This is a genomic window from Armatimonadota bacterium (assembly GCA_016789105.1).
In the GTDB taxonomy this organism is placed as follows: Bacteria; Armatimonadota; Fimbriimonadia; order Fimbriimonadales; family Fimbriimonadaceae; genus UphvI-Ar2.
The window spans coordinates 35000-60023 of sequence record JAEURN010000011.1; the positions used below are offsets into that span (position 1 = coordinate 35000).

At 58.8% G+C, this 25024-nt stretch carries 23 protein-coding genes and 1 tRNA gene; 17 read left to right on the forward strand and 7 right to left on the reverse strand.

Going from position 1 to position 25024, the window contains the following annotated elements:
• The first annotated feature begins 27 nt into the window (after positions 1 to 27).
• Positions 28 to 2595, forward strand: a complete 2568-nt coding sequence (locus JNM28_13020; protein MBL8069363.1) for a hypothetical protein — start codon at positions 28 to 30, stop codon at positions 2593 to 2595.
• Between the two features lie 155 nt (positions 2596 to 2750).
• On the opposite strand, the gene JNM28_13025 is transcribed toward JNM28_13020, so the two are convergent.
• A tRNA-Lys gene (locus JNM28_13025) sits at positions 2751 to 2826 on the reverse strand.
• Between the two features lie 54 nt (positions 2827 to 2880).
• On the opposite strand from JNM28_13025, the gene JNM28_13030 reads away from it, so the two are divergent.
• A complete protein-coding gene (locus JNM28_13030) occupies positions 2881 to 3405 on the forward strand; it encodes a GNAT family N-acetyltransferase (protein ID MBL8069364.1) in 525 nt (174 codons plus the stop codon).
• Here the strand turns inward: JNM28_13030 and JNM28_13035 are convergent.
• Positions 3402 to 4151, reverse strand: coding sequence for a PEP-CTERM sorting domain-containing protein (locus tag JNM28_13035; protein MBL8069365.1), 750 nt, complete (start codon positions 4149 to 4151; stop codon positions 3402 to 3404). The genes JNM28_13030 and JNM28_13035 overlap by 4 nt on opposite strands.
• A gap of 163 nt (positions 4152 to 4314) precedes the next feature.
• Between JNM28_13035 and JNM28_13040 the strand changes: the two genes are divergently transcribed.
• The gene (locus JNM28_13040) at positions 4315 to 4932 is read left to right on the forward strand and encodes a haloacid dehalogenase (GenBank protein ID MBL8069366.1); all 618 of its coding nucleotides are present in this window, start codon (positions 4315 to 4317) and stop codon (positions 4930 to 4932) included.
• Here JNM28_13040 and JNM28_13045 read toward each other — a convergent pair.
• Positions 4913 to 5767: an alpha/beta hydrolase gene (locus JNM28_13045; protein ID MBL8069367.1), complete on the reverse strand. Its 855-nt coding sequence runs from the start codon at positions 5765 to 5767 to the stop codon at positions 4913 to 4915. The genes JNM28_13040 and JNM28_13045 overlap by 20 nt on opposite strands.
• 101 nt (positions 5768 to 5868) lie before the next feature.
• On the opposite strand from JNM28_13045, the gene JNM28_13050 reads away from it, so the two are divergent.
• From JNM28_13050 to JNM28_13065, 4 genes are read left to right on the forward strand one after another with little or no spacing between them, the layout of a single operon-like run.
• Positions 5869 to 6549, forward strand: a complete 681-nt coding sequence (locus tag JNM28_13050) for a hypothetical protein (protein ID MBL8069368.1) — start codon at positions 5869 to 5871, stop codon at positions 6547 to 6549.
• Positions 6550 to 6569: 20 nt separating this feature from the next.
• Positions 6570 to 7325 (forward strand): DUF2071 domain-containing protein, encoded by a 756-nt coding sequence (locus tag JNM28_13055; protein ID MBL8069369.1) that lies wholly within the window; start codon positions 6570 to 6572, stop codon positions 7323 to 7325.
• Positions 7322 to 8086 carry a hypothetical protein gene (locus tag JNM28_13060; GenBank protein ID MBL8069370.1) on the forward strand — a complete coding sequence of 255 codons (765 nt, stop codon included), beginning with the start codon at positions 7322 to 7324 and terminating at the stop codon, positions 8084 to 8086. The genes JNM28_13055 and JNM28_13060 overlap by 4 nt, the downstream gene beginning before the upstream one ends.
• Positions 8087 to 8093: 7 nt before the next feature.
• The gene (locus JNM28_13065) at positions 8094 to 9545 is read left to right on the forward strand and encodes an amidohydrolase family protein (GenBank protein MBL8069371.1); all 1452 of its coding nucleotides are present in this window, start codon (positions 8094 to 8096) and stop codon (positions 9543 to 9545) included.
• A gap of 28 nt (positions 9546 to 9573) precedes the next feature.
• Here the strand turns inward: JNM28_13065 and JNM28_13070 are convergent, their stop codons facing one another.
• On the reverse strand, positions 9574 to 11292 hold the full coding sequence (locus tag JNM28_13070) for a tryptophan 7-halogenase (protein MBL8069372.1): 1719 nt from the start codon (positions 11290 to 11292) through the stop codon (positions 9574 to 9576).
• A gap of 136 nt (positions 11293 to 11428) precedes the next feature.
• Between JNM28_13070 and JNM28_13075 the strand changes: the two genes are divergently transcribed.
• The 3 genes from JNM28_13075 (at position 11429) to JNM28_13085 (ending at position 15358) form a co-directional block, all read left to right on the forward strand.
• On the forward strand, positions 11429 to 11812 hold the full coding sequence (locus tag JNM28_13075; GenBank protein MBL8069373.1) for a RidA family protein: 384 nt from the start codon (positions 11429 to 11431) through the stop codon (positions 11810 to 11812).
• A gap of 37 nt (positions 11813 to 11849) precedes the next feature.
• Entirely contained in the window at positions 11850 to 13619 is a 1770-nt protein-coding gene (locus JNM28_13080) for an ABC transporter ATP-binding protein (GenBank protein ID MBL8069374.1), read from the forward strand.
• 182 nt (positions 13620 to 13801) lie between these two features.
• A complete protein-coding gene (locus JNM28_13085; protein MBL8069375.1) occupies positions 13802 to 15358 on the forward strand; it encodes a calcineurin-like phosphoesterase family protein in 1557 nt (518 codons plus the stop codon).
• Between the two features lie 52 nt (positions 15359 to 15410).
• On the opposite strand, the gene JNM28_13090 is transcribed toward JNM28_13085, so the two are convergent.
• On the reverse strand, positions 15411 to 16130 hold the full coding sequence (locus JNM28_13090; protein MBL8069376.1) for a hypothetical protein: 720 nt from the start codon (positions 16128 to 16130) through the stop codon (positions 15411 to 15413).
• 78 nt (positions 16131 to 16208) lie between these two features.
• On the opposite strand from JNM28_13090, the gene JNM28_13095 reads away from it, so the two are divergent.
• The gene (locus JNM28_13095) at positions 16209 to 16550 is read left to right on the forward strand and encodes a DMT family protein (protein MBL8069377.1); all 342 of its coding nucleotides are present in this window, start codon (positions 16209 to 16211) and stop codon (positions 16548 to 16550) included.
• 36 nt (positions 16551 to 16586) lie between these two features.
• Here JNM28_13095 and JNM28_13100 read toward each other — a convergent pair whose 3' ends face one another.
• The gene (locus JNM28_13100; GenBank protein ID MBL8069378.1) at positions 16587 to 20648 is read right to left on the reverse strand and encodes an amidohydrolase family protein; all 4062 of its coding nucleotides are present in this window, start codon (positions 20646 to 20648) and stop codon (positions 16587 to 16589) included.
• A gap of 258 nt (positions 20649 to 20906) precedes the next feature.
• Between JNM28_13100 and JNM28_13105 the strand changes: the two genes are divergently transcribed.
• The 6 genes from JNM28_13105 (at position 20907) to JNM28_13130 (ending at position 24325) form a co-directional block, all read left to right on the forward strand.
• Positions 20907 to 21638, forward strand: a complete 732-nt coding sequence (locus JNM28_13105; GenBank protein ID MBL8069379.1) for a DUF695 domain-containing protein — start codon at positions 20907 to 20909, stop codon at positions 21636 to 21638.
• A gap of 104 nt (positions 21639 to 21742) precedes the next feature.
• The gene (locus JNM28_13110) at positions 21743 to 22093 is read left to right on the forward strand and encodes a helix-turn-helix transcriptional regulator (protein MBL8069380.1); all 351 of its coding nucleotides are present in this window, start codon (positions 21743 to 21745) and stop codon (positions 22091 to 22093) included.
• Entirely contained in the window at positions 22090 to 22578 is a 489-nt protein-coding gene (locus tag JNM28_13115; GenBank protein ID MBL8069381.1) for an SRPBCC domain-containing protein, read from the forward strand. Before JNM28_13110 ends, JNM28_13115 begins: the two co-directional genes overlap by 4 nt.
• On the forward strand, positions 22575 to 23015 hold the full coding sequence (locus JNM28_13120) for an SRPBCC domain-containing protein (protein ID MBL8069382.1): 441 nt from the start codon (positions 22575 to 22577) through the stop codon (positions 23013 to 23015). Before JNM28_13115 ends, JNM28_13120 begins: the two co-directional genes overlap by 4 nt.
• A complete protein-coding gene (locus JNM28_13125; GenBank protein ID MBL8069383.1) occupies positions 23008 to 23505 on the forward strand; it encodes an SRPBCC domain-containing protein in 498 nt (165 codons plus the stop codon). The genes JNM28_13120 and JNM28_13125 overlap by 8 nt, the downstream gene beginning before the upstream one ends.
• Before the next feature lie 127 nt (positions 23506 to 23632).
• Positions 23633 to 24325, forward strand: a complete 693-nt coding sequence (locus JNM28_13130) for a PEP-CTERM sorting domain-containing protein (GenBank protein MBL8069384.1) — start codon at positions 23633 to 23635, stop codon at positions 24323 to 24325.
• A 49-nt stretch (positions 24326 to 24374) separates the two neighbouring features.
• On the opposite strand, the gene JNM28_13135 is transcribed toward JNM28_13130, so the two are convergent.
• Positions 24375 to 24950: a hypothetical protein gene (locus JNM28_13135; GenBank protein ID MBL8069385.1), complete on the reverse strand. Its 576-nt coding sequence runs from the start codon at positions 24948 to 24950 to the stop codon at positions 24375 to 24377.
• Between the last annotated feature and the right edge of the window lie 74 nt (positions 24951 to 25024).

Consider the following 25024-nt stretch of genomic DNA (forward strand, 5'->3'; position numbering starts at 1 on the left):
TTCAAGGTGTTGCGACATAATCCGCAAATGGAACATCTGACCGGCGCGGATTGCAATGTCGCTGCGCGAATTTCCCGTCAGCGCGACATCCGGCCCCTGTTGAAGTCGGCCCTCGCCCTCCTCGTTGCCGGTTCGACGATGCCTTCTGCGGCGCTTTCGACAACGGGCTGGATGGGCGGGACGGCGCCGTATCTCCAGTTCCCGGCCAATTCGCATATGTGGGGGGCGCTGCCAACCCCGGTGGGCAGTTCCAATGGTTTTGTGGCTTTTCCGCCAGCGACCGCCCCGTTCAATGGAATCAGTTACAAGGTTGAGCCGATCGCGACCGAAGGGGGCCGCCCGAACGGGCCGACGGGGTTCACGACCTACCTCCTCGATTCGGGAGGCTACGTTTTTGGTTGCGGGATTGACGACGGGATGTTGGGCAACCAATATCCATCCGGGTTCGGGGGAACCGGCGGCACGCTGAAACCCGTGATGATGCCCAATGGCACGAGCCCGGTCAGCGACGTGATCGCCATTGCCTCGTCGGCCAAGAACACGACCACCAATTCGCTTTGCACGTTTTATATGCTGAAGGTTGACGGCACCGTTGCCCTTTGCGCCAACCAAACCGGCAATGCCGTGTTCAACGGGACACTGAGTGGCAAGTTCGGGGTGACGACATTGATGGCGAATCCGAGCGGGGCGCCGTTCCGGGATGTCAAAGCCATCACCTCGACCGGCAGCACTCTCGTGATGCTCAAGACCGATGGGACGGTCTGGTTGGCGGGCAACACGACGGGATTCAATGTCTCCGGCCCGGCGGGATACCCGCAGCAATTGCGCCATACCAACAACGCCAACATCGTCAACATCAAGGGCATCGCCGCGGGATTCACCCACATCGTGCTCTTGGCGTCTTCTGGCAATGTCGCCTGCATCGGCCGCAATGACAACGGTGCCATTGGGGGCACGGCAAAAGTGGGGTGGGATGCCAACATCACGACCTCGGCTACCGGCACGCTGGCCAAGGTCAAAAAGGTGGAGGCCACCCAGTCCAATTGCTTTGCCTTGATGTCCGACGGGCAAGTGTTCGCCTGGGGATTGGATCACTACGGCACCGGAGCATCCAACGGATTGCTCGGCACAAACGCGGTTCTTTCGACCGACCCCAACATCTCACCCAAGCCGTATTACCAATCCAAGGCCAAAGCCATTCCCGGCCTTTCCAACGTGGTGGATATTTGGTCTTCTGTCCACACAATGTATGCGATTTTGGCCGACGGCACCATCCGCGTTTGGGGGGACAAAATGTATCTTCCAGCTTCGACCGGGTCATCTGGTTTTTCGAGCCCCTGGCAGTTCACCTCCCATCCGACACGGACGAGCGGGGTTCTTTCCGGTTCTGGTGGCGGCGCCGGCCTGCTGATCCAGGGGACGGGCCGGCCGCAGGCCTGGGGCCGAAACAAAGAAGGGCAAGCGGGCACCGGCGGAACCATTCAGGCGTTGGCGACCCCAACGGTCACGGCAACCCCGGTCAAATTGCAGACGCTACCGTTCCCGTTGCAATTGAAACACATTGCGGGCGGCCAATTCCACTCGGTTGGTATCGGCGCGAACGGGATGCTGTTCACCGTTGGCGGCGAGAACGCCAACCAAGCCCTTGGCAACGGCCCCAATATTCAATCTTCCTCGACCTGGAACTACGCAACGGGCCAGACAAGCCAAGGTGTGTGGATCGATGCTGACGTCGAAGGGGCTACGACCTATGCCCTGCGTTCAAACGGGAAGCTTTATGGATTTGGGCTCGACCCCTTGCGATCCAATCCGGCGAACCCTCCTGCAGTGCATAGCCTGACCCAGCTGACACTGCCCCCTGCCCTCAATTCGATGGGCGTGATCTCTGTGAAAGCCGGGGCCGAAGCCACTCTGGCGTTGTCATCCGACGGGACGGTTTGGGCCTTGGGTGGAGACACCCATGGTGAAAAGGGCGACGGCCCCGGCAACCCGACCGGTTCGGGTTGGTCCCAGGTAAAGCTGGCAAATGGCAACGTGATGAACATGGCCATTGCCATCGACATTGCTGGGCACACCGCCTATGCCTTGCTATCGAGCGGACAGGTAATGGCCTGGGGGGCCAACCAAGAGGGCCAATGTGGCAACGGGGCCGCGGGCGCGGATCAGGACTATCCGGCGGCCAGCGGGGCAACGAGCGTGAAAATGATCTCGGCCGGGACAAGCCCCAACAACACTGCTGCTGGGCATTGCGTTTATTTGACTGGCAAAGGGAATGTGTTTATTTCGGGTTCGAATCTGCTTGGCCAGTTGGGCAACGGCACCGCTTCTGCAACGGGGAGCGCGGTTCCCCAGCAAGTCGTTCAAATTCCTTCCATCAAAGAGATTTCGGCCGGGTTGGGGTTCACAACCGCCCTCACGGCGGGCGGCATGGTCTATGCGTGGGGCAACAACAGCCAGCAAATGATCGGCTTCAACTCCACGGTGTCCGCCCAGCCGAGCCCGGTTCCGGTTTCTTCTGGGCTGGGGGTGCGGTATTACCGGCTCGGGATTGGGTCGGATCGCGCAACGGCGTTCGCGTTCACGTCCAGCAATTGATGCCAGGAGGATGTGGCGGGTTGGCCGGTTCGGGAACCGCATTTCGCAGACGGGGAGCCGCGGGGTTTGTAGAATCCCTTCCGGGCGGCCATCGGAAATAGTGGGAATGCTCTTCTTTTTGGCGGGCAAACCCCGCGTTCTTGGATGTGAAATCTTGGTGGACCGTGTAGGGCTCGAACCTACGACCCGCTGATTAAGAGTCAGCTGCTCTGCCAACTGAGCTAACGATCCACGAGCCCGTAAGGATACCCCAATCAATCCCGACAGGGTCTAATATCAGGGACGATGACCATGATCCGGCCCGCTGCGATTCAAGACCACCCTGCCATCCAACGGGTCGTCCGGGACGCTTATCGCGAGTTCAGCTTTGGGTTCGAGCCCGAAGGTTACAACCGCGACCTGTTCGAGATCCAATCCCACTATGCCGCCCCAAACGCCTTTTGGGTGGCCGAATCCGATGGCCAAATCCTGGGGTGCATCGGAATCGAGATCTTCCCGACCCACCCCGGCAAAATGGGTCAACTCCAGGAAGTCGGGGGGCAAATTCGCGTTGCGGGAGCAGATTGCGAGTTGGTCCGGCTCTATCTGGACAAAGAAGCAAGGGGGCGGGGAATCGGCCGCCGGTTGGCCGAAACGTGTATCGGCTATGCGCGGGAAAACAACTGCCAGGCTATGGAAATCTGGTCGGACAAGGTGCTTGCCAACGCCCACAAGCTTTATCAGGCCTTAGGGGCAGAGATTTTGGGCGAAAGGCTCTGCCCCCCGCCCGACGAAACCCCGGAATGGGGGATGCTGATCCGGCTGCGCTAGCGGGGTCGCCGTCGCCGCACCAATGCCGCAAGTCCAAAGGCGGCCAAGGCCAAACTCCCTGGCTCGGGCACGGCCGAATAGTCGTGGCCGCTCTGGGAGCCCAATGTGTAGCCCGGCGTTAGCACCTGGGCATAGGCATGGGCGGAATTGCCGAAATCCAAAGTTGCCGAACCGGTCGAAAACGACTGGGTGTTCCCCACCTGGGCGTCCAACCGGCCAAACACGTCGTAGTTCTGGCCCCAGCGGTAGGCCACGTCAAAAGTCATGATGCCGCCGTCATATCCAAACGAGACGACGTTCCCGTTGGCGATCGTGATGGTGAACTTGGAGCCCAAGAAACCGCCTTCGCTGTTGGACGTGAACGAGAAGAACGAAAAGTTCCTAGCCGCCGTGCCGATGGCGGTTGCCGTCCCTGTCACGTTCCAAGTCCACCGGACAAAGATGAAGTTTGAGGTCGGCGCCCCCAGCGGAGTGACGGAATCCAGGAAAAGGCCGGTGGCCAGGCTGTCCGCTTTTCCACCAGTCCCCAGCATGGAGGCATGGAGCGAACCGATCGAGACCATGTTATTCCCCGTTGCCAGCGAACTGCCGACATTGGTGCTCAACGATTTGCTGACCGAGCTCACCCCGTCCAATGTTCCAGAATCATAGACGTCGTGGGCCGATTCCGCGATCGTGTCCATGTGCAGCGCCACACTAAAGGCTTGCGAGGAAACCGATAGGCAGCCCAGAGCCAAGAGGCTCATTGCCGGTTTGCAAAACGCGCCACAAGACCGCGCTGGGAAATTGATGGTGCTCCTCATCTCAACACTTAGTGTATAGGTTTTGCCCAGACAAAACAAGGCAGATCACGCAATCGTTGGAAATGGGGTTGGCCACCGCCGGCGATGGGCAAGTAGACTGCGCGTGATGTCCTGGGAACAATCGGTGGCAAGGCTCAAGTCCGAAATGGAGGCCAAGCATGCGGCCCGGGAAGAAGCGCTAAAAGCTTCTCGCTCGCTCATCCAAACCTGCAGCAAATGCATCAAAAACGTCCACCGGCACAGCTTTGCCCAAGCGGCCAATTTGCTGGCCGAGGCTAGGGCCCAAGCGGCCGAAGCGCGCAAGCAGGTGACCCAGCACCCGGAAATCGAATATGCGGGATACCTTCAAGATGCCGAAAAGGAGCTCGTCGAGGCGGCGGGTTGTCTTGCCCTTGCCCTCGGCGAACCCCTGCCCAGCTACGAAGATCTGAACGTCAATGCCACCAGTTACCTCAACGGCATGGGCGAGTGCGCCAGCGAAATGCGCCGATTCGTGTTGGATCAAATGCGTTCCGGAAACTTGGATGAGGCCGAACGCCTTTTGGGCCAGATGGACGCGATCTACGACGACCTGACCACGTTCGATTTCCCAGACGGCTTGACGGGCGGCCTGAGGCGGACTTGCGATGCCCTGAGGGCCGTCATCGAACGCACGCGATCCGACCTCACCCTGACAAAAATCCAGCAAAACCTGATCGACGAGCTCAAACGCGCCCAGCCCTAGTCCCGAACAGGAATTGAAGGCAAAAGCCAAACCGTCTTGCCCAGGCCACCTCATTGTGTGCGGCCCGGGGTTCTTCGTAATAAACAAAGTCGCGGCCCGATTTGAGCCCCTTGGTAACGAGGGCGTCCCTCATCTCACGGGTTGGAAAAACCATGAGCGGGCCTTCCTCATCCCCCGCGTCCATCCAAATCCGCAGGTGAGGGACAGATTCCCATCCTCCGACGTTTTTGACCAAAACCTTGTCGTCCCACCAAAAGCTCGGCGACATCGCTCCAACCAATCCGAATTCGGCCGGGCGTGTCGCGCCGATATGGAATGCCGCGACGCCCCCAAAGCTTGAGCCGACCAAGGCCGTGTGCCCTGGGTCGCGAGAGACATTGTATTGTTTGGCGATAAACGGTTTGACTTCCGAAACGAGGTAGTCCGCATATTTGTTGGCTTCCCCACCCACTTCGGAACCGTTGAGTTTGGCCCTGGTGGGCAAATATTCATCGCCACGTTTTAGGCCGCCATTGTCCAGGGCGACGATCACGATTGGCGGGATCAAACCGGATTCAACCATCGCTTGGGCGGTTTCATCGGCGCGCCACTCTTGGTTGGGGATAAAGCTGGTGGCTCCGTCGAAGACGTTTTGGCCATCCAGCATATAGGCCACGGGATATCCGCCCGGTTTGCCGGCATCGTAGTGTGGCGGCAACCAAACCCGGATCGTCCGAGAAACCCCAAGGACAGAGCTCGGGATCATTTCGTGGATTCGGACGTCGCCGGTCAGGCTGGATTTCCGCTCGGGTTGGTCTTGCCCGATCGTGGCAAAGGCGAGGAAGGCCGGGATCACGATTGGGGATGATACATTTGGAATCAGGCGGTTTGCGCCAAAACCCGGCCAACGGTTGAACGTTTGACTATTGAAACAACACTCAAACCACAGGAGTCCCTATGAAGGCATCACAGACATTCCTCGTTTCTTCCTTTGCGGTGTTAGCATTTGCCGGTTGCACGGTTGGCCCGTCTGCGGTCATCCACCCAGAGATCCCGACCACCCCGGAACAAGCAAAGCCCGTATCGAAGGATCCTCTAGATGCGGCCTCGCACAAGTTGATCATGGCCGCCCAATCGCGGATCGCCCAATTGCCCACCGACGGCGTGTTCGGCATCAGCCGCGTCCCCACTTTCCACGGAACCCGGGCTTTGATCGACGAAACGGTCGGCGGCGAGGGCTATGCCGCATACAAACAGTTGGCCGAGAACCATATGGTGCTTTTGGTTTCGTACGGGCAGTTTGGCGAGAATGGCGTGGCCAAAAGAGTCCGCTACATTCCGATCGACCAGATCAACCCCAGCGGGCGGGAACCGGATCGCCTTGGGGTGGAGAAGTTTCCGAACTTGGCCCCGGCATCGGCCTCAAAGCTCTGGGCATCCAAGGACGACACCCTCATCGTCCGCTTGCCGGAAAACCCGAAGGTCGTCGTCGAATTGCAAAAGATCTACTCTGACAATCCCAAGTGCCAAAACTGCCACTCAGAGATCGCCAGCGGCAAACCGATTGGGGTGATCGCCGTCGGCCGCGTGCCGCTGGGGCTTGCCGTGCCCCCGCCGGCCAACGCGAATGGGGGCTGAAAGGGGATAATCCGCAAAGAGTGGATCCCGACCCGTTTTCGCTGTTGGCGGGGCAAAGGCTCCGTCCGACAGGCCGCGCATTGATGAGGCAAAGCTGGTGCGACCTTGCGTTCCTGCACCGCAAAGTCGATCCACAAGACATCCAAGCGCTGCTTCCAAACGGATTGTCGGTCGACACATTTGATGGATCCGCCTATATCGGGTTGGTTGCCTTTTCCATGCGGGATGTCCGGCTAGAAGGCTTCCCGCCACTTCCGGCACACCGCGCATTTTTGGAAACCAACATCCGGACGTACGTCCGTGATGAGGGTGGGCGACCAGGCGTCTGGTTCTTTTCATTGGATTGCGATGACCGGCTGAGCGTCCGAGTCGCGCGCCGCTGGTTCGGGCTGAACTATTTGGATGCCTATCTCACCCTTGGCGGGGCGGAAGGCCAGCTCATTTATTCAGGCGGGCGGCAGGGAGCCCCCGGAGCGGACTATTGGATCCGGTGCCGCCTTTCTGGCACTCCGAGCCCTGCTCCGTTGAACAGCTTGGAGTTTTGGCTTGTCGAACGCTACACCCTGTTTGCCCTCCGCCGTGGTCGGTTAATCAGCGGGCAGGTATGCCACGATCCGTACCGCATCCAGCCGCTCGCCGTCGAGGAATCCCGCGAAGGTTTGATCCTGGCGACCACCGGATTGGTAACTGGCCCAGATTGGGATCATGCGGTGTTCTCTCCCGGGGTCGATGTCGAGGTGTTTGGGGCCCGCCGTGTCAGGGTGGGCGGACAGTGAGCAAGTTGCCTCCCGGCTTGCCCGAAAGCGTTCAGGATTGGGCTGCCGAACATGATTTCTTGTTTGATAGGGAATTGAAACCCGGTTATTGCTCGCGGATCTTGTTGGGGGCCGGCAGAATCCTCAAAGTGCCGTTCCAGGGCGAAGAGGCCACAAGCGGGGCCTTGGCTTCGGTGACGTTGCAAATGGCAGGTGGCCCCAAGATATACGCCCATGATCAGGCGACGGGGGCACAAATCATGGAGTTCATCCCTGGTGGGCAAAACTTGGCCAAACAAACGATTTCGCCGGCAGATGAGGCCCCTTTTATCGGCCTTGCCAAGAAGATGCCCCTGCTCGACCCAACGGGATGCCTTGGGTTGGGCGCCTTTTACAGCAACCTGCCCGACATTGGCCGGCGGCTGTTAGAAACCTCGCCCGACCCAGTTTTCCTTCATGGCGATCTCCACCATGAGAACATCTTGTTCGACCCCCGGATCGGCGCATATCGGCCCATCGACCCGAAAGGGCTCTTTGGCGACCCGAACTATGAATGTGTCGCTTTCCTGAGGAATCCTATCGAAACTCTCCCCGACCATCCCGATTTGTATAACTTCACGGTGGGTCGGATTTTGCGGTTGTGCGCCGCTTTGGATCTTGACCCCTTCCGTGTTGCGGCATGGCTTTGGGTGGACCGGGCCGACGAAGGGAACAGTGCCAGATGGGGAAAGGTTCTGCCCGTCTTCGAATCCGTGATGCGGCACTTCGCACCCAAGCCATAATTGAACCATGGTTGCCCTCATTGCGGCCCTTGCCCCCCTGTCGATCCTCATCCAGGGCGGGACGATTATCGATGGGACGGGGGCACCGGGGTTTGTCGGGGATCTGCGGATAGAGGGTCAACGAATCGTGGCCATTGCCCGCCATTTGGAGCCGTCACCGGACGACCTCGTTGTGCCGGCCCGCGGCCTGGTTGTGGCACCGGGGTTCATCGATGCCCATTCACATGCCGACCGCGGGATTGGGGACGACCCCTTGGCCGTCAGCCAAGTCACGCAAGGGATCACCACCGCGGTGGTCGGCCAAGACGGAATTTGGGATAAGCCGGTCAAAGAATCTCTGGCTGAACTGCAGGCCCTGCGGCCGGCGATCAACTTTGCCGCATTTTCTGGCCATGGCGGGATCCGGGCCAAGGTGATGGGCGATGATTATAAGCGGGCCGCCACCAATGCCGAAATTGCCGAAATGACAAAGCTGGTGCAGCAAGACATGAAAGACGGGGCATTGGGGCTCAGTTCTGGCTTGGAATATGACCCTGGCTACTACAGCGACACCAAGGAACTTGTGGCCATGGCCAAGGAGGTCGCGCCATTTGGGGGGCTTTACATCTCCCACATGCGCGACGAAGGCGACCGGACATTCGAAGCCATTGCCGAGTTGCGGTCGATTGGTTTGGCAGCGGGCATCCGGTCGCAGATTTCCCACATCAAGCTGGGGACGGCGTCCGTTTGGGGCCGGGCAAACGAAGCGGCCGCTTTCACCCAAGATCACCTCGTTTCTGCGGACGTATATCCTTACACCTATTGGCAATCGACCATTGCCGCGCTCTCGCCGAGCCGTGATTGGGCCGACCGGCGGATATGGGTCAAAGCCTTGGCCGATGTCGGCGGCCCGGGCAACATCCGGCTGTCCAAATTCTCTCCCGACCGGAGCTGGGAGGGCAAGACGATTGCCGAGATTTCCAAATCAACCGGCAAAGATGCCATCTCGGTCATCCAAGAAGTCTTGGAACGGACCAGGGACGGCAGAGGGTCGCAATCGGTTGTTGTGACGGCGATGCAGGAATCAGATTTGGAAGTTTTTGTGAAGGCGCCCCGGATCATGTTCTGCTCCGACGGCAGCATCGGGGGATCCCACCCGCGCGGCGCGGGCACCTTTCCCCGGATCTTCGCCCAGTTTGTGCGGGGCAAACGGCTCCTGACGATCCAAGAGGCAATCCGGAAGATGACATCCCTCACGGCCCGGACATTTGGGCTCCGTGACCGGGGGGAGTTGAAGCCTAACGCCATTGCCGACATCGCCGTCTTCGATCCGGCGACGATCCAAGATAGGGCCACTCCGGCCGACCCCAAGCGGCTCAGCCAAGGGATGGCGTTTGTCTTTGTCGGCGGGAGGATGGTGTTGAAATCGGGTCAGCCGACCGGGGCACGCCCCGGAGTGGCAATCTTGCGCAACCGGTAATTCAATCGGCCTTGCCGGACTACTCGATTTACTTTGCCGAGCCCAAGGTGGTTTCGTCGCTCCAGGCGAGCCCGCCGCCAACATCGTTTGTTTTGATCCGCGGATACCTGGTATCGAAAGAACCCTTGATCCAGCCGTCCCGCAGCATCGATTCGAGCGCGGTGAACGAAGTCTGTAGAAGCAGGTTTTTTTGGCCCTGATCAAACGGGGAGTGGTGGACCATTTCGAACATTTTGTTGATGACGCCTTGCAAGGTGCTGTCGGCCTGGAGCATCGCAAAGATCGGCGGGATCACGTGTGTCAGCGGGAGGATCTTGCCATCCCTTTCGTAGGCTTCAACCTCCTGGACTTCGCCGTACCCGTAAACGGCGCGCTTGACCTTCTCGGCCCCGTCTAGGTTGAGGTGGACGACATTATACTGTTCAAGAACCGAGTCCACCTCTAAGTCTCGGAGGTAATGGCGAAAGTTCTTGACGGTCTCCAGGGTGTAGACCCCTGCCCCAAAACGGAGGTCTTCGTCGATGAACCCGCCTTGGGCAATCCAACGCCACGCCTCTTTGGGGTCAAGGTCCAGGCCGGACTCTTTGGCCAAGACCGATGTGAAATCTTGGAGGTCTTGGAATTGGCCGTTGGAGGTGTACCAAAAATCGGCGAACCGGATGTGGTTCCTCAAACGCTTGTGCTGTCGGGCTTCGTACTGCTGTTTTAGCCAATCGGGATCGAATCGGCCCCTTCTCAGTTCAATCGCCGTACAGGCCGCCTCTTTGGCCGAGACGTGGGTGATAGTGAGCCCGGCGGCGAGGATGGGGTCGGCAAATCCGCCAGCCTCCCCGGCCAAGAACCAGTTGGCTCCGGCGTGCCGTTTGGAAACAAATGACCAATCTTTGGTCGTGGCGAATTTGCCCTCGCTTTTGGCATTTCGCATCAGATAGGCGATCCGCTCGTCTTCCTTCAGGGCTTTGGCATAAAGGTCTTCGGGGCGTTGGCCGGTTTTTTTGTAATAGCTGGCGGGGATGATGAGCCCGACGCTGGTGCGGGTGGGCCCCAGGGGGATGAACCAGATCCATCCGTAACCGAGCGACATCACCTGGACGAAGGTGCCGCCGACACCGATTTCGGTCGCCCATTCCGCGTTTTGCCAGTAATCCCAAAAGGCGACGTTTTGCAGGCTGGTGGGTTGTTCGATTTCGATGCCGAGCGTCCGGCGGAGGATGCCCACGTGGCCGCTGCAATCGATGATGCACCCGGCTCTGGCGGTGGTGCCATCGGAAAGCTCGAGGCTTTCCACCGAGTCCCCTTCGAAATTGACTTTGGCCACGCCGCAACCTTGGAACACTTCGCACCCCAGTTCTTCGGCGTGGTCGAGGAGGATTTTGTCGTAAATGGCCCGGTCAACTTGGAAGGCCGTCAGGAGCCGTTGGCCTTCGTATTTGGAAGGGCGTTGCTGTTCGACGAACCGTTCTTTTTCGATGAATTGGAAGTCCCACAGGTCGCGCGTTTTGCCCCAGCGGAAGGTCGCCCCGATCTTAATCGGGAAGTTGACGGCTTCGACCTTATCCCAAACCCCCATCTCCTCCAGGATCGGGCCGATGGCGGGCAGTTGGCTTTCCCCGACGTGGTCACGCGGAAAGACCTCGCGTTCAAAGATCGCGACTTTGGCGGCCTTGTCGTACTTTTTGACAAGCGCACCGGCGGTTGAACCGGCGGGCCCGCCTCCAATAATGGCGACATCGAATTCCCTCTGCATAGACGGAGATTAGTATAGTGGGCAACGGCAATGCCAGCAAGATTTTTTGCTTAATCTTTCCTGTACTCAGTTGACTGCTTCCCCGGTTCCTGGATTTTCGGAATATTCACAGCCCGATTCACGCCATACTGCGCGGATGATCCACCCGATCCACCCGCCGGGGTTCCCTGAACCGCGGGGGCACTATTCACCCGCGGTGGTCCACGGCGGGATAGTTTATGTTTCCGGGCAATTGCCGCTCATTGATGGCGTTCCTTGCTCGGCCGATGTTGCCGCCCAAGCCGGCTTGTGCCTGGAGAGATTGGAGGCAGTTTTGCAGGCTGCGTTTTCGGACCGTTCCCACGTGCTGAAACTCACCGTTTACATCACCGACCGGAGTTATTGGGATCCCGTCAACCAGGTGTGCCGCGAATTCTTCGGCGCGCACCGGCCAGCCCGATCCATCATCACATGCGGCCATTTGCACTCCCGGAGCTTGATTGAGGTCGATTGTATCGCCGCGCAAATTGAAACGCCCTAATGGCAAGCTGTTCCAAAGTGCAAAGATAGGGGCTCCCATGTCCCAAGCCGGTCTCCCCTGGTTGTGGCAGTTTGCGCGGCCCCACCGTCCGCGGATCATCCTTGCCACGGTTTACGAAACGCTGGGCAAGGTGATGGATGTTGCGCCGGAGATCCTGATCGGCGTTGCGATCGACGTGATCGTCCAAGGCAAGCAGTCGCTGTTCGCAACCCTGTTCGGGGTGACCGACCGTTGGCAGCAGTTGCTGATTTTGGCAACTGTCAACCTGCTGGTCTGGATTTTGGAAAGCACGTTTGGATACCTCAGTGCCACGGCTTGGCGGAATCTGAGCCAGACGATCGAGCACGAGATCCGGATCAAGTTGTACGCCCACGTGCAGTCGCTGGAGCTTTCGTGGTTTGAAGACACCACCTCGGGCGGGCTGTTGGCAGTGCTGAACGACGACATCAACCAACTGGAGCGGTTCCTTGATAACGGGGCCTCCAGTTTCATCCGGCTGTTCTGGAACATCATTTTGGTGGGGGCGGTTTTTGCCGCCAGTTCGTTAGTTGTCACGGCATTGGCGATGATCCCGATCCCGATCATCGTCTGGGGCAGCGTTTATTACCAAAAGCGCCTCAAACCCCGGTACACCAAGGTGCGGGAGGCGGTTTCCGAGCTCAGCGCCACGCTAAATGCGAACCTTGGCGGGATTGCCACAATCAAGGCTTTTACGGCCGAGCCTCGCGAAGCCGAGCGGCTTGCCAAGGTTAGCGACGACTACCGCTTGGCGAACCAAGAAGCGATCCGATTCAGCGCGGCGTTTGTCCCGCTGATCCGCATGGGGATCTTGACCGGGTTCACCTGCACGCTTGTTGTGGGGGGATGGTTGGCCCTCAACGGACAGTTGTCAGTGGGTGTTTACAGCGTCCTGGTGTTCATGACGCAGCGGCTTTTGTGGCCCCTCACCGGGCTTGGCGAAACCCTGGACCAATTCCAACGATTTTTGGCCAGCACGGGGCGCATCGAAGGCTTGCTGGCGACAAGGCCGAAAATGGTCGAAGGAAGTTCGAACTTGCGCAAGCCGGTCAAAGGCGACATCACGATCGAAAGCGTCAGTTTTGCCTATGTGGAAGGCAACGACGTTTTGAAGGGTGTGGACATGCGCATCCCGGCGGGCGAAACTCATGCTATCGTCGGGGCGACCGGCTCCGGGAAATCGACGATCATCCGCCTTTTGTTGCGGTTCCACGACCCGGTGGAAGGACGGGTGACCTTGGATGGGGTCGATCTGCGCGACCTCTCCTATGCGGATTTGCGCGGGGCAATCGGGTTTGTAAGCCAAGACGTGTTTTTGTTCCACGGCACAGTCCGCGAAAACATCGCCTACGGCAAACCGGGGGCGACCCAGGAAGAAGTGGCCGCTGCGGCCCGTGCCGCCGAAGCCCATGACTTCATCCAGGGTTTGCCAGAAGGGTACGAAACCGTGGTTGGGGAGCGGGGCCAAAAGCTATCTGGCGGCCAACGCCAGCGCATTTCGCTCGCGCGGGCGATCTTGCGGAACCCAGCGATCCTTGTCCTCGATGAGGCGACTTCGGCTGTGGACAACGAGACGGAGGCGGCGATCCAACGCTCCCTTTCTGTGGTCACCAAAGGCCGGACAGCGGTGATGATCGCGCACCGGCTCTCCACAATCCGGGATGCCGACCGCATTTGGGTTTTGGAGGATGGCCGGATCATCGAATCCGGCACCCACGATGCCTTGGTTGCTTCGGGCGGGCTTTATGCGGCGTTGTGGCGGGTCCAGACGGGCGGCAAGATCCCCTAGATCCGCGTGGAGGAGTTACCGCACAAAATGGATTTGGAGTCGGCCTGACCAGGTGAATGAGGTGTTCCTGCCAAATCGATCTAGTCAAGCAATGCAGAAATCCATTGTTCCAATTGGGCAAGCAGGGTGTTCCCTGACCTCCTAATGCCTTGTTAACAAACCGTCATGGTAAAACGCCGGGCATGCTCAGGCGCGACTTTTTGAAAGGGACGGCCGCTCTTGCCGGATCCCTCCCGTTGGCAAATGCGATCTTGGCGGCCCCCCCGGCCGAGGCGCAAACCGTTGCGAAGGGGCGCGTGACCAACAAAGCGAACGGCAAAGGGATCGCCGGGGTCATGGTGAGCAACGGGCTCAGCACCGTCAAAACCGACTCTGAGGGCCGATATGAAATCCCAGTTGGGGACGACACCACTATTTTCGTCATCAAACCCCGAGGATTCGCCCTGCCCCTGGATAGCAACAACCTGCCCCAGCACTTTTACCACCACAAGCCGAACGGGTCGCCTGCCACGCGGTACGAAGGGGTTAAGCCCACGGGGAAACTACCGGAGAGCCTCGACTTCGAACTCACACCGCAAAAAGAGCCAGACCGGTTCAAGATGATTTTGTTTGGGGATCCGCAGCCCCGCAACCGGCAAGAGATCGACTTCATGTCCCACGACGTGATTGAGCAGGTCGTCCGGGATGAATCGGCGATGGAAGCCTTGTTCGGCCTCAGTTTGGGAGACATCATGTTCGACAACCTGCAGTTTTACGAGGCCTTGAATCAATCGCTGGCCACCATCGGAAAGCCTTGGTACAGCACGGTTGGCAACCACGATTTGAACTACGATTCTCCGGACAACGACATGAGCACGGAGACGTTCCGCCGTGTGTATGGCCACAACTATTACGCCTTTGAATATGGACCGGTTTTCTTTGTGGTTTTGGACAACGTGTTCTGGGATGGATCCGAAAACGGTTACCACGGCGAGATCCCCTATGCGCAATTAGCCTGGCTGAAGGCCGTGCTGAAGAACGTGCCCAAGGAAAAGCTCCTTGTCCTAGCGATGCACATCCCGATCTGGAGCACCGACAACCGCGAAGAGCTATTCCGGATCATCGAAGACCGGCCATACACCCTTTCGTTCAGCGCGCACACCCATTACCAACGTCATGACTTTTTGGGCGAGAACGATGGTTGGCGAGGCGAGACCCCCCACCACCATTTGAACCACGCCACGGTCTGCGGCTGCTGGTGGGGCGGCACGCCCGATGAGCGGGGCATCCCCCATGCAACCATGTCCGATGGTGCCCCCAACGGGTACAGCATCGTCGAATTTGACAAGACCAAGTACAAAGTAGTTTTCCGCCCCGCCTCCCGGCCCACCCACGAGCAAATGGCCATCTATCTGCCCGAAGAAATCAGCCTGGGTTCAAGTGCCGATGCCAAGCTCCTGGTCAACGTCTTCGCCGGTTCCCAGGACAGATCCAAGGTGGAGGCCAGCTTTAATGGCGGCCAGTGGATCCCGGTTCCGAATGCTCCGGGCAAGGATCCTTACATCCAACGATTGAAAGAGTTGGAAGGCCAAGACCCCAAGCCTTTGGGGAGGCCGATCGCCGGACCGGAAGAAACGCCGCACATGTGGCAAACGCCGTTGCCTAGCAACTTGAAAAAGGGCCTCAACACCGTGGATGTCCGCACCATTGATATGTTCGGCCACACATTTGTCGAGCGGCGGACATTCCGGGTCGTTTGAGTCCGGAATAACCCGCCCAACCACCGGCGCAGGTGGTTGGGCGGGGCCAACCTCACTTGAACTCTTTTGAGAAGTCGTCCCAAAGTTCGTCGGCGGTTTTGCCGGTGAGCTGCTTAAACACCGGCATCGGATCCTTACCTTGCCGCATCTTAAAATCGAGTGCGGGAACCGTGCGCCGGTCGTATTTCTTTTCGATCCAAGCGAGCCAAACCGCAGTTGTCCGGTAGGCATCGGTGTACTTGGCTTTAGAAAAATCCGGTTTGGTTCGGCCGGCTGTGGCATGGAGTTCGGGTTCGTAGCGCCACCACCGAGTGTAATCGGCTATGCCTTCCGTCAGCCAACCGGCATCGATTTCATTTCGGGGGTATTGCTGGACGGCGTGGGTCAGCTCGTGCACCACCATCCCCAGGTCGTCGGGGTGGGCGGTCACCCATTCACCATTGATCGTGATCGTCCCGCCGGAACAGTAGGCCGGCACATTCAGCGTTTTTTTGAAGACGAGCATGATCTTGGCCGGAGGTTGGAAGGATTTGCCCGAATGCTCCTTTGTCACCGGGTCAATGCCATCGGTGGCCAGTAGCTGCGTGAGGGGCCCATACCAGGCTTTGACCAATTCGGCCGCTTTGGCCGCCCATGGTTCGCATGCCGGGATGTCCGAACAGTCCGTGACAACCGGTGGGCAAGCCAGGGCGGGAGCCAATGGATAGACAAACTTGTCCAAGTCGGGCTGGGATTGACCAACGGCGAAGGCAAAGGCGGTGGCGGCGAACATCGTGCCGAGACTCTACCGGAGTGAACGGCGGCATGTCATTGATTGAAAAAATGGGGCATTGCGGCACTACAATCGGCCATGCCCAAAAAATTCTTCGCCACGGTGGCGCTGCTTGCGGTGGCCAATGTGTTCATGAACTTAGCCTGGTACGGCCACCTCAAGTTCAAAGATAAACCGATGGCCATTTTCATTTTGGCGAGTTGGGGCATTGCGCTTGTCGAATACTGTTTCCAAGTCCCGGCCAACCGGATGGGTGCTGAGGTCATGTCGGTGACCCAACTCAAAGTAACGCAGGAACTGCTCAGCATCAGCACGTTTGCCCTTTTCGCCGTTTTCATGTTCAAGGAGAAGCCGACAATGAACCATCTGATTTCATTCCTTTTGCTTGTCGGGGCAGCCTACTTTGCAGCAAAAAAATAGGCTCCAAGCATCCCTGCTTGGAGCCCCAGCCGCTGGTTAGGGCCGCTCGTTTCGGGTTTGTCCAGGGCGGTTGCCATACTTTTCGTACAGCCGGGTTTGGCGGTTGGTCAGAGAGACTTCCCGGCCCTGGATCCAGGCCCGTTCGACCTTGGTGCTGATTTCGGTGATCTCCCCGTCGGCCAGGATGACCGTCCCTTCCATCCCGGGTTTGAGGGCCCCGACGCGGCTGTCGATGCCCAGGATTTGGGCAGGCCAAAGCGTGATGGAACGGGCAGCGTCTTCCCGGTTCAGGCCATAAGCGGCCGACCACCCGGCGATGTCCCGGAGTTGCCGGGTGTCCTGATTCTCATTCATGGTAAGAGCAAACTTGACCCCGGCTTTGGCAAGCCGTGCGGGCATGCCGTAGTAGTAGTCGAGGGGCTGGTCGGCCCTGGGGATTCCAAACACCGAAGCGAGGATGACCGGCACTTTTTTGGCGGCAAGCCAATCGGCAATCTCGCCGGCGCCGGTGCACCCATAGAGAAGGATGCGGACATGGTTGTCCTCCGCCCATTTCACCGCCGATTTGATGTCGTCGGCCGTGTTAGCCGAGATCATGACGGGGAGCCGCCCTTCGGCGACTTCGAGCATGGCCTCTTGCCGTTGATCCCGGGCCACCGGTTTCTCTGGCGTTGCTTCGGCCCGCTTTTTGGCATAGTCGCGGGCGTCGTTGATCCTTTGGGTCAGGGCATCCATCCCCGGGGGCGGGGTTTGATTCTGGCCTTGGCCTTGCCCCCTTCCTTGCCCCGGAGCACCCTGTCCGGCGCGGAATTCCAGGTCAAGTTGGGTTGCGAGCTCAAAGTCGTGGTCATGGCCATCCAGCCCATCGTCGCACCGGCAAAGGTTGGAGAGAGCTTCGTGCATATCGCCAAACCGGCCACCTCCCCGCCCGACGGAATACATCAACGCGACACCACCCTGGATGGTGAGGTCCTCCCAGGTATAGCCTTCGGTGTTGATGAGCGCGGCCTGCCCCGGTATCCCTCCCCCACTCGGTTTGACGACGACGGTGAGGATGCCTTGTTGGCGGGCAACGCCGAGCGTGTCCCATTCGGCATTGATGGTGCGTTCTGCCCGATAGTCGGGATGGAAGTCGCCCCGTTCGCTGCTGTCGTCACTGGCTGGAACCTGCCCGATTTCGGCCATGCCGAGCCCGGTTGACGGGTCGATCAGGCCGGGGTAGACGTGTTTTCCGGTCCCATCGACGACCTCGGCGCCTTTGGGGCTGAGCCCCTTGCCGGTCGACGCGATCTTCCCATCGGCCCCAATCAGGATGTCCCCGGTGAACGACTCGCCGGTCATGGGGTGGATGGTGGCGTTTTGGATTAGGGTCGCCCCACGCGGGTACCGCACGGTTCCCGGTTCGCCAGAGATGTCGGCCAATCCAAACGTCGCCGTGGTCGGACTCATGTCTTCGTTGGCAGTGTTGGCTTGGGCTCCTCCGCCCGTTGTGAACGGGTTAGAGGGCGTGTTGGATTCCAAGATCTTTTTGGCCGCCAGCAGTTCCTGTTCCCGTTCGGCCCGCTGTTTGGCATCATTCGCCCGGTCGAACCTCTTGACCCCGTCGACATAGGTTTCCAGGGCGACGGCGTAGATGCTCGTCGGTTCGTGGCTCCAGACGACGAAATCCGCATCTTTGCCGGCTTCTAAACTTCCCGTCCACTTGTCGATCCCCAGCTGTTTGGCTGGGTTGATGGTGACAAAGCTGAGGGCCGTTTCGGCATCGACCCCGCCGTACCGCATCGACTTGGCGGCTTCGATGTTCAGGCGTCGGGCATGGTTGTTGCTGTCGCTGTTGACCGAAACAACAACTCCCCGCTGGGCCATGAGGGCGGCGTTGTAGGGGATGGCGTCATAAGATTCAAGCTTGAATCCCCACCAATCTGAAAAGGTCGAGCCTCCCACGTTGGCGGCGGCCATTTCGTCGGCGATTTTGTACCCTTCTAGCACGTGTTGCAGGGTTGCCAGATGCGTCCCAAACTGCTTGCCGATCCGGATGAGCATGAGGAGTTCATCTTGGCGGTACCCGTGGCTGTGGATCCACCGTTGGCCGCTGGCGATTTCACCCAGGGCCTCTAACTGGAGGTCGCGGTGGGGTTTGACCGTGGTTTTCCCCGAATTGAAATCCTCCCACGCCTGGTTGTATTCTTTGCCAAGTTGCAAGGCCCTGCGGATGGCTTCTTCAACCCCCATCCTCGTCCGAGGGCGGAACGTCAGGAGAGTGGTTCCAACCACCGCACTGCGCGGGGAACCGTCATCTTCGTTGATCGGATTTTGTCCGAGGGCGAACTTGACCCCCTCAGGCGAGCCCTGGACGTGGTAGTCGTCCGGCCGCAAACCCCACCGCCATTTGACGACGTTGTTTTGGCCGCCGATGGCATTGGCTGAACCATGGAGCTGGTTTGCCCCGACCGTCCCGCCGGAAAGCTGCTGGTAGATCGCGGTATCGGTTTGGTTCATGCAGTCGCGGATCCGGCATTCGGCCGTGATCATGTTTGTGGACTCATTGACCGAACCGAGGATGGCGGTGTGGCTGTGGCAATCCCAAATACCGGGTGAAATGTGTTTGCCTGTCGCATCGACCACCTGGCAACCGTTCGGGGCGCTGAGGTTTGGCCCGACTTGGACGAGCTTTCCGTCTTTGACCAACACGTCGCAATTGGGGATCGTCCCCCTCGGACCCTCGGTCCAGACTGTGGCATTTTTGTAGAGCCGGTAGGCCGCCGTTGTTTCGGCGGGAGCAGGGAAAAAGGCGTGGTTGGGAGCCGGCAACTTGAACGGCTCATCCGGCTTCAAGGATTTCGGATCTTTGGGCTCTGGCTTTTTGAATTCGGCAGCCTTCCCTTCAATGACCGTCTGCATGACTTGGCTCGACGAGTCCAGGATGTCGCCTTGCACAACGGTGAAGCTGGCGACCTTGCCTTTTTCCAGAGTCCCGTAGCTATCCGAGATGCCCAGGATCCTTGCCGGCTCGGTGGTGACTGAGGCGAGGGCCGCTTTGCGACTGAGCCCTCCCCGGACATAGGTGCGCAACCCTTCGAACGGATTGGAAGCCGTTGCGGGCGAATAGGCGAAGGAGATTCCCGCCTTTTCCAACTCGGCCCCTGCCTGCACTTCGTTGAAGTACTGCCGGACTCCGGCAAGGCTGACCGAATCAAGGTTGTCCCCGATCCGAGGGGGGACTGGGATCCGGCCCTGCAACAAGACTGGCGCGCCGGAAGATTTCAGGAGGTCTTTGACGGCGCCGGAATCCGACCGGAACCCATAGACGGGGCTCAGGTTGAATTCATTTGCGATGCGCTGGGCTTGGAAGTAGCTGGTTTCGGTCAAGTCGTCGAACAGGGCATATTGCTTGCCTTCCAAAACCGGCTTGAGCCTTGTCAGGCCGATATCGTCTCCTCCGCCGTATTCTTGGGCATCGATCAAAGTCTGCCGGATGACATAGATCACGCCCATCGTGCTGGTTGGGTATCCACCTCCGCCAAAACCACGCCCGGCAAGGCTGAATGAAACCAGCGAATCGTCCGTCGCGCCGGCCACGGATTTGGTTCCCGTTTTAGCGATGGCACCGCGCGCGCCGATCAGCCCCCCAGTGGCCTGGATCCGGGCCAAGCCGTAGCCATACTCGGCCAAAGATTGAAGGCTGTCCGATTCAAATTTTTCGGCAGTGGCGACCGACTTGGCCAGCAAGAAATTGGCCTCCCGGTTAAATGGGTCTTTATCGCGTTTGGCCTGCTGGGCTTGGAGTTCCGACACGGAGAGTTGCTGGCCGAACCCACCGGTGGAAGGGGCGGGCGAAACCCCGGCGACATTTGTTGCCGTGCCCGGGTGGATGAATGCCGGGTAAACGGTCATCCCTGAAAGGTCTTCGGTTTTGGCACCCGCGGGGGCCTTGACGGATTTGCCGACCTCGGCGATCCGCCCTCCTTGGACAAGGAGGCTGCCCTTTTCGACAACCTGCCCGGGTGAGACATAGATTCGGGCATTGGTGTAAACGATGACACCTTCTTGCCCGGCGGTCAAGCCCGCAGAAAGGGCGAGCATCGCGGTGATGAGCATTCCGCCATCATACTGAAGCTGAGGCGCGATGTCACCTGGCAGGCACCAAAAAAATTGTAGCCTGATGGAAACATTTCATTGAGTTTGCTTTCGAGCGCGATTCAAGCTGTAACGCTTATAGACGAATTGACTCTTCAGGCTTGAGAGCAGTCGGGCCAAGCCAGGCGGCCTATCGCGGGCTTGTCAACAAATCCATCTCAAATTTCATTTCATTTTCAGAGAATTTGAAAACGGACACCGGCGTCGCCATACTGGGCTATGCGAACCAGGCATGTCTTTTATCAGAGGGTTGATGGCGATAGTGTCATGCTGATCATTGCCGCCGAGTCGGCAGATTTTCCATTGAAATCCCATGGTTATATTGTCCAGGCGGTCTTCCCATTCAAGCAGAATGAAAGGGGTTGGTCGGATCCCGAAGAAGGGGATCGGGTCAACGAGTTAGAAGACAAAGTCATCCAAAAGCTGGAAATGCTCGGGATGGTCTACGCCGGCCGAGTCAAAATCCCGGGCGTCGTCTTCTCCTCGTTTTACTCGCCAGAACCGGGGCCCGCCTCCGTCTCGGTCAGCACGAGTCTCCTGCGCAAAATCGAAGTCGAGTTGACGAGCACGCCCGATCCGGAGTGGGGCTATTACAAGAAATTTTTTGTCCCCACCAAATTGGAAAGTTACATAGGCCAATGTGCGCAACTCCATAACCAACTGCGCAAGAACGGCGACGTCTTTTCGATTCCGCGCGAAGTCGATTTCGCCTGCATCATGCGCAAGTGGGATAATGTCGGCCCCTTTTTGGCTGAAGCCGCAACGATGGGTTTTGTTTGCCCGACCCCACCGGAAAAATCTGGCAGCAAGGGTGAGTATTGGTGCGTCTTTGTGCGGACGACATCGATCGAGCCGGAAGTGGTTTGCCAGCTTAGCCTGGACCTGAAGGAAGTTGCCGAAAAATACGGCGGCGAGTTCGATGGCTGGGCGAGTCCGGTGATGAAGGCCTGACGGGTCTGCCCGCAATTCCTGAATGGAGTTTTTTTTCCGAAGCTCTTGACGGGCGTCCTCTTTACCTGTTATTATACCTTTCAGTTAATTAACTAATCAGTTAAATGACACACGACCACCTCTCCGCCACCTTCTCCGCCCTTGCCGACCCGACTCGGCGGGCGATCCTGGCGCGCCTCACCACAGGCGAGTGCACGGTGAACGAGTTGGCGGCCCCCTTCGACATCACGCTCCCGGCCATCACCAAGCACCTCAAGGTGCTGGAGGGCGCGGGGCTGATCGAGCGGTCGCGGCAGGCGCAATACCGGCCGTGCCGGCTCAACCCGGAGCCCTTGCAAGCGGCCAACCAATACATCGAGACGTACCGGCGGTTTTGGGAGGAATCTTTCGACCGCCTAGACGCCTACCTCAAGGAATTGCAAGGGCAGGAAAACAGAGACGAGGACATTGAATGACAAGGACCAACAAGTTAGAAATCACCCTACCGAACGATACCGAGATCCATTTGGAGCGCCGGTTCGACTTCCCCGCCGCCTTGGTCTACCAAGCCTTTGCCGACCACGAAAACCACAAGCATTGGCTGGGTTGCGGCCTTGGCACCGTATTGGAATCCACTGGCAAGCCCGAGGTCGGGGCGCCGTGGCATTTCCGCATGGATATGGGCGAAATGGGGCAGTTCCATTGTTTTGGCCAGTGCTTGGAGGCGATTCCTCACGAGAAGTTCGTGCGGACGTTCATCTACGATGTGCCGGTGATCCGGGAGAACGCCGCCGTCGAAAGCGCGACCTTTACGGAAGAGGACGGCAAAACTGTCTTCCGGGTCGTGGTGCGGCACTTGAACAAAGAAAACCGTGATGGCCACCTCAATTCCGGCATGGAACGCGGAGCCTCGGCCAGTTACGACGCGCTGGAAGATTATTTGAGGGGACACGGCCAGTGACCCGTGACAAAGTTCAAATCATCCGGGAGTTCGCCTTCCCGGTCAAGACGGTTTACCAAGCCTTTACCGATCAATCCATCCTCAAACATTGGTTGGCACCAGATGGGTTCACGTGCCCCGATGTGGTGTTCGACCTCCAAATCGGGGGCCGCACCCACACCCGATTCCGCGATGCCGACGGGAATGACTCGACGAGTGAGGGTGTTTTCACCCAAGTCGTCCCGAACTCCTTTGTGGCCTATGATTTTGAGGTCCGTTACCTCGGCTACCATCTTGAAAACTTGACGACAGAAATCACCTTTGAACCGACAGAAGCCGGCACGAAAGTGACGGTGGAGCTCTACCTGGCAAACCCCGACTTTGCCGAAGGGAGCCAAACCGGTTGGAACCAATCCATGGATAACCTGGAACGACTGCTTGGAAAAAACAATGACTGACTTGCAACCCGTATTCCGAATCGAGCGCACCTTTGCCTCTCCCCGCAAAACCGTATGGGCATGCTTCACCGAGCCAGATCACATGGCCAAGTGGTTCAGCCCGGCCGGTTGCCACACGGTGTTTTTGCACAGCGACCTGCAACCCGGCGGCTACAACCACGTCCGCATGGATAGCCCAGAAGGCACGGTGTGGCACGGCAAATACACATTTGTGGAAGTCGACCCGATGGACAAGCTAGTTTATGTCAACTCGTTTGCCGATGCGGATGGCAACTTGATCCACCACCCGATGGCCCCGACTTGGCCGCTGAAGTTGCTCACCACCATCTTGTTTGAGGATTTGGGCGACAAGACCCGGATTTTGCTCACTTGGGAGCCGATGGATGCCTCTGCTGAAGAGGTGGCAACTTTTGCCCAGGGCCTGGAAAGCTGCCACAACGGTTGGACGGGGACGTTTGACAATCTCGATGGCTATCTGAATTCTCTTTGACCGGCGCCCAAATTGGGCGCTTTACCAGGATTTTGATGAATTCCACCCTTATCAGGGTGGAATTCAGTTATAGTGGATCGGGTCAGGATCCGGTTTTGCGGTTTCTGCCCATGACGGAAAGGAAATAATGAAGACCAAGGCCCTCCTCCTGCTCATCGCCACGGTGGCGGTTTCTGTTGCCCAAGCGGCCCCGACCCTTTTTGTGACGATCAAGCCGATCCTGGTGGCCAACACCGACGGCTCCAACCTCTCGCCGGATCTGCGCTACGTCCAGTATGCGAACAAGATTTACGCCCAGGCCGACATCCAGTTCAACTTCCTGGCGCCGGTTGTTGTCAACAACACCACGTTGAACAACTGGGACATCAACAACAACTCGCTGTTCAGCTTGGCGGGCAACGGGGCCAGCACCGATCCGCTGACCATTAACGCCTGGTTTGTCGACACTGTAACCGGATCCAGCGTTTACGGGTTCGCCCAATCCATCGGCGCGCGCAACATGGTGATGGACACGACGAACATCGCCGGCTATTCGGCTTTGGGCCGCGTGGACACTTTCTCCCACGAGCTCGGCCACTGTCTGGGTTTGGCGCACACCAGCGTCAGCAACCACCTGATCTGCAGCGGCGGTCTCCGCGACATCCCGCAGACGTTGGGTGATGTTGCCCCCGATGGCCAGAACCTCGACTTGCTGACGACCTCGCAAATTGCCACGGTGCGAAGCAGCCAATATGCGCAGGCGGTTCCGGAACCGGTTTCTATGGTGGCTTTGGTTGCCGGCGCGGCCGTGCTCGCACGCCGCCGCCGCCGTTCGGCCTGACGGTCTGACAACCTCTCAAAAGCCCAGCCAAAGGCTGGGCTTTTTTGCGTTACTTTTCGGTTGGTTGCGGAGCGGCAGCATCTTCCGCGGGCATCCTGGCTAGGTCTGGTTCGGCCACCGGCGCGGCGGCTACCACCGGGGTTTGGGGCGGCGTGCCCACGGCAAAGTACCGGATGCAAAAACTCACCGTGACTAAGGCCAACATCAGTCCCACCGTGGCGACCCAGGCGATTTTCCTTTTGGACTCCCGCTCCTGATTGTATTGGGCCGACAATGCGTCCAGCATCGCGTCGGCGTCACGATCCCGTTGCGATTTTGGTTCAGCCCCGAGTGTCGCCCCGAGTTGGGCGAATCGCTCATCATGGTCTTGCAGGCGGCGTTCGATGGCCGAAACGCGTCGGCCAAACAATTCCTGCCAAGTCGTCCCCCGGATATCGGCCAGGATGCGTCCGGCCACTTCCGGTGTTGCGCCGGATGCTTCGCAAATTGCCGAGAGGGTCGGGGCCCCTGAAATCTCTTGAACGGCAAGCCGCTGCAACAGGATCCGGGCTTCTTCTTCAGAAACCCTCTCATCCAGGACTGGCCCCCACTCGGGCCCAAAGGAGTGCTCAAACCCCGTCGGCACTGCCTTTTATACCGCTGCCAACTTCCACGGGTTGCCAAAAATTCCACGAATGGCAACAGCGGCACTATACTGGG

Excerpts from the sequence above, each read along its gene's own strand:
- JNM28_13090 (MBL8069376.1), bottom strand. The coding sequence starts at position 16,130 with ATGTTCGCCGCCACCGCCTTTGCCTTCGCCGTTGGTCAATCCCAGCCC.
- JNM28_13050 (MBL8069368.1), top strand. The coding sequence starts at position 5,869 with ATGAAGGCATCACAGACATTCCTCGTTTCTTCCTTTGCGGTGTTAGCA.
- JNM28_13115 (MBL8069381.1), top strand. The coding sequence starts at position 22,090 with ATGACAAGGACCAACAAGTTAGAAATCACCCTACCGAACGATACCGAG.
- JNM28_13130 (MBL8069384.1), top strand. The coding sequence starts at position 23,633 with ATGAAGACCAAGGCCCTCCTCCTGCTCATCGCCACGGTGGCGGTTTCT.
- JNM28_13040 (MBL8069366.1), top strand. The coding sequence starts at position 4,315 with ATGTCCTGGGAACAATCGGTGGCAAGGCTCAAGTCCGAAATGGAGGCC.
- JNM28_13125 (MBL8069383.1), top strand. The coding sequence starts at position 23,008 with ATGACTGACTTGCAACCCGTATTCCGAATCGAGCGCACCTTTGCCTCT.
- JNM28_13065 (MBL8069371.1), top strand. The coding sequence starts at position 8,094 with ATGGTTGCCCTCATTGCGGCCCTTGCCCCCCTGTCGATCCTCATCCAG.
- JNM28_13105 (MBL8069379.1), top strand. The coding sequence starts at position 20,907 with ATGCGAACCAGGCATGTCTTTTATCAGAGGGTTGATGGCGATAGTGTC.
- JNM28_13085 (MBL8069375.1), top strand. The coding sequence starts at position 13,802 with ATGCTCAGGCGCGACTTTTTGAAAGGGACGGCCGCTCTTGCCGGATCC.
- JNM28_13080 (MBL8069374.1), top strand. The coding sequence starts at position 11,850 with ATGTCCCAAGCCGGTCTCCCCTGGTTGTGGCAGTTTGCGCGGCCCCAC.
- JNM28_13020 (MBL8069363.1), top strand. The coding sequence starts at position 28 with ATGGAACATCTGACCGGCGCGGATTGCAATGTCGCTGCGCGAATTTCC.
- JNM28_13075 (MBL8069373.1), top strand. The coding sequence starts at position 11,429 with ATGATCCACCCGATCCACCCGCCGGGGTTCCCTGAACCGCGGGGGCAC.
- JNM28_13035 (MBL8069365.1), bottom strand. The coding sequence starts at position 4,151 with ATGAGCCTCTTGGCTCTGGGCTGCCTATCGGTTTCCTCGCAAGCCTTT.
- JNM28_13070 (MBL8069372.1), bottom strand. The coding sequence starts at position 11,292 with ATGCAGAGGGAATTCGATGTCGCCATTATTGGAGGCGGGCCCGCCGGT.
- JNM28_13110 (MBL8069380.1), top strand. The coding sequence starts at position 21,743 with ATGACACACGACCACCTCTCCGCCACCTTCTCCGCCCTTGCCGACCCG.
- JNM28_13095 (MBL8069377.1), top strand. The coding sequence starts at position 16,209 with ATGCCCAAAAAATTCTTCGCCACGGTGGCGCTGCTTGCGGTGGCCAAT.
- JNM28_13030 (MBL8069364.1), top strand. The coding sequence starts at position 2,881 with ATGACCATGATCCGGCCCGCTGCGATTCAAGACCACCCTGCCATCCAA.
- JNM28_13100 (MBL8069378.1), bottom strand. The coding sequence starts at position 20,648 with ATGCTCATCACCGCGATGCTCGCCCTTTCTGCGGGCTTGACCGCCGGG.